This is a genomic window from Metabacillus mangrovi, assembly GCF_009711125.1.
Taxonomy (GTDB): Bacteria; Bacillota; Bacilli; order Bacillales; family Bacillaceae; genus Metabacillus_B; species Metabacillus_B mangrovi.
In genome coordinates this window covers 1-1,341 of sequence record NZ_WMIB01000051.1, presented here as the reverse complement: position 1 = coordinate 1,341, position 1,341 = coordinate 1, and the positions used below count along the sequence as shown (strand labels likewise).

The window sequence follows — 1,341 nt, the reverse complement described above, 5'->3', positions numbered from 1 at the left end:
TGTTCAAGTGCTACTTGCAATAGATGAAAAATAGCTTGTGTACGAGTGCCAAAGCCCTTTTCCTCTTTGAATCTGTCCACTCTATCCAAAAGTGTTTTTGGGAACCTCAACACAACTGTTTGCTTCTCTATAATTATCAATCCTTTCCATATTGATATACAATATATATCTCATTTGTGATATAATGTGTATATCATAACATGTGAGGAGGTGAAAGTCATGATAGCAAATAAGGCGTACAAGTTCCGTATCTACCCAAATAAGGAGCAAGAGTTGTTAATTACTAAAACCATTGGCTGTTCACGATTTGTATTCAATTACTACTTAGATAAGTGGAATCAAGCATACAAAGGAACGGGTAAGGGTCTGACATACAGTACTTGCTCTGCTGATTTAACTCAATTAAAAAAAGAGCTAAGTTGGTTAAAAGAAGTGGACAGTATTGCCATCCAATCTTCTCTTAAAAACCTTGCTGATTCTTTCACTCGATTTTTTAAGAAACAAAACAAAGCCCCACGTTTTAAATCAAAAAAGAACTGGGTGCAATCTTATACAACCAAGCATACCAACGCAAATATCGCAATCGTTGAAAACAAAATCAAGCTGCCGAAACTTGGCCTTGTCCGCTTTGCGAAAAGCCGTGAAGTGGAAGGACGCATTCTATCTGCTACCATTAGGCGAAACCCTACTGGTAAATATTTTGTGTCTGTTCTGGTTGAAACCGAAGTGAGCGAGTTTTCTAAAACGGGTTCTTCTGTTGGGGTTGATGTTGGAATAAAAGACTTTGCCATCCTTTCGGATGGAACGGTCTATAAAAACCATAAATACTTCCGCACCCTTGAAAAGAAGTTAGCAAATGCACAACGCATTCTTTCAAGACGAAAAAAGGGTTCTTCCAATTGGCACAAGCAACGAGTCAAAGTCGCACGAATCCACGAAAAAATCACCAACACCCGAAATGACTACTTGCACAAAATCTCTACTGGTCTTGTCAAAAACCACGACATGATCGGAATCGAAGATTTGCAAGTAAGCAATATGCTCAAGAACCGAAAGCTCGCAAAAGCGATTAACGAAGTGAGTTGGTCGCAATTTCGTACCATGATTGAATACAAAGCCAAGTGGTACGGAAAACAAGTTGTTGTCGCAGCAAAAAACTTCGCATCAAGCCAAATCTGCTCATCTTGCGGGTATCAACATAAAGACGTTAAGAATCTCGCTTTGCGTGAATGGGATTGTCCCTCATGCCAAACTCATCATGACCGAGATATTAACGCAGGATTGAATCTTAGAAACGAAGCCATTCGCATCTTAACCGCAGGAACTGCGGGGATAGCCTAA

At 39.7% G+C, this 1,341-nt stretch carries 1 protein-coding gene; it reads left to right on the top strand.

Annotated elements, in window-relative coordinates:
- Positions 1-219: 219 nt before the first annotated feature.
- The gene (gene tnpB / locus GKZ89_RS20750) at positions 220-1,341 is read left to right on the top strand and encodes an IS200/IS605 family element RNA-guided endonuclease TnpB (RefSeq protein WP_155114302.1); all 1,122 of its coding nucleotides are present in this window, start codon (positions 220-222) and stop codon (positions 1,339-1,341) included.

Coding starts and splice junctions, on each gene's coding strand:
- tnpB (WP_155114302.1), top strand. CDS start 220: ATGATAGCAAATAAGGCGTACAAGTTCCGTATCTACCCAAATAAGGAG.